Here is a 2,082-nt window from a genome sequence, read left to right as displayed (position 1 = left end):
CCGCGGCTGCCGCTCCGGCGGACACGCCGACGGCGGTGGTCCGGACGGACGGTCCGAAGCTGTCGTACGTGGTGAACACGCGCGTCGGCCTCGGCACGGTGAAGCAGGTGAAGAAGGCGATAGCCAAGGCGGGCGGCACCGTCGTCACGTCGTACGACCGCATAGGCGTGATCGTCGTCCACTCGCAGAACCCGGACTTCGGACCGGCGATTCGCAAGGCCAAGGGCGTGCAGTCGGCGGGCGCGACCCGCACCAACCCGATCGTCCCGCAGGCCACCACGGACATCGGGGTCGCGCAGCCGCTCACCGCCGCCCAGGCCGATGCGGCGTCGGCGAAGGCGAAGGCCGGCCAGGACGAGCTGGAGCCCCTGCAGTGGGACCTGCCCGCGATCAAGGCGGACAAGGCGCACCAGAAGTCGCTCGGCAGCAGCAAGGTCACGGTCGGCGTCATCGACACCGGCGTGGACGACACGCACCCGGACCTGGCCCCGAACTTCGACCGCAAGGCGTCGGTGAACTGTGTGTCCGGCGCGCCGGACACGACGAACGGCGCCTGGCGGCCGGCCGCGAACGAGAGCGACCACGGCACGCACGTCGCGGGCACCATAGCCGCGGCGAAGAACGGCACCGGCATCACCGGCGTCGCGCCGGGTGTGAAGGTCTCCGGTATCAAGGTGTCGAACCCGGACGGCTTCTTCTACACCGAGGCGGTCGTCTGCGGCTTCGTCTGGGCCGCCGAGCACGGCGTCGACGTGACGAACAACAGCTATTACACCGACCCGTGGATGTTCAACTGCAAGGACGACCCGGACCAGGGCGCCCTGGTCGAGGCGGTCAACCGCGCCAGCCGGTACGCGGAGAGCAGGGGCGTGGTGAACGTCGCCGCGGCCGGCAACTCCGACCAGGACCTGGCGCTGCGCGCCATCGAGGACACGACGAGTCCCAACGACTCGACGACGGTGACCCGCACGATCGACCCGCGTAAGTGCCTGGACATCCCGACGATGCTGCCGGGTGTCGTGACGGTCTCGGCGACGGGTGCGAAGGGCCTCAAGTCCTCGTACTCCAACTACGGTCTGGGCGTCATCGACGTGGCGGCCCCCGGCGGCGACTCGACCGCCTACCAGAAGCCCGAGGCGCCGGCCGACAACGGGCTGATCCTGTCCACGCTGCCCGGCGGCAAGTTCGGCTACAAGGCCGGTACGTCCATGGCGTCCCCGCACGTCGCGGGCGTCGCGGCCCTGATCAAGTCGACCCACCCGTACGCCTCACCGGCGGTGGTGAAGGCGCTGCTGACCCTCCAGGCGGACGCCACCGCGTGCGGCGCGCCGTACGACATCGACGGTGACGGCACCGTCGACGCCGTCTGCCAGGGCGGCAAGAGCTACAACGGCTTCTACGGAGCCGGTGTCGTGGACGCGCTGGACGCGGTCCGCAGGTAGTCCCGCGGCACACGCGTGAGGACGTGAGGAGGGGCCGGGGACCGACGGTCCCCGGCCCCTCCGGCGTCGCGGCGACCGGCCGGTCTCAGCCCTTGACGCGGTGCGGCGCGCCGCGGCCCGCGAGTACCCCCACCGTCAGCAGGTACTGGGCGGCCGCGTAGGTCAGCATCACCCAGAAGTCGTGGCCGGGGAGCCGCGGCCACTCGGCGACGCCGGTGGCGATGAGCGCGTCGGAGAGCAGGAAGAGCGCCCCGCCGGCACCGGCCCGCCGGCCGAGGGCCCCGGACCGCCAGGCCACCGCGGTCAGGAGCAGGCTGTAGCAGGTCAGCGGGGCCCGCAGACCGCCCGGCAGGTCCGGCCACAGCAGTACGAGGAAGACGACGAGCGCCACCGCGTACCCGGCCCCTGCCGCCAGCGAGGCGCGGGCGCGCCCGAAGAGCACCAGGTAGCAGACGTGTCCCGCGGCGAAGCACCCCATTCCGGCGAGGAACGCGGCGTCCGCGTCGGGCATCAGCAGCACGTCCCCGCCCCACCCGCACAGCAGTGCGGCGACGAGCAGCCGGGGGCCGCCCCGGGCCGCCGCGTAGGCGGCGAGCAGCGGCATCAGCAGCGGCTTGGCGACCAGGTGGACGGCGTGCAC

2 protein-coding genes are annotated in these 2,082 nt (G+C 72.4%); one reads left to right on the top strand and one right to left on the bottom strand.

Going from position 1 to position 2,082, the window contains the following annotated elements; all coding sequences use genetic code 11:
- Nucleotides 1–1,442, top strand: a 1,442-nt coding sequence (locus IH13_RS0119390) for a S8 family peptidase (protein ID WP_031086127.1), incomplete at its 5' end; no start/stop codon positions are given.
- A gap of 85 nt (nt 1,443–1,527) precedes the next feature.
- Here the strand turns inward: IH13_RS0119390 and IH13_RS0119385 are convergent.
- Nucleotides 1,528–2,082: lysoplasmalogenase (locus tag IH13_RS0119385; RefSeq protein WP_234433334.1), on the bottom strand; the 555-nt coding region annotated here is incomplete at its 5' end.

Origin of the sequence: Streptomyces sp. NRRL WC-3549, assembly GCF_000721935.1 — a bacterium.
Taxonomy (GTDB): Bacteria; Actinomycetota; Actinomycetes; order Streptomycetales; family Streptomycetaceae; genus Streptomyces.
The sequence above is the reverse complement of the archived record's forward strand: the minus strand, read 5'-3'. Positions and strand labels throughout refer to the sequence as shown.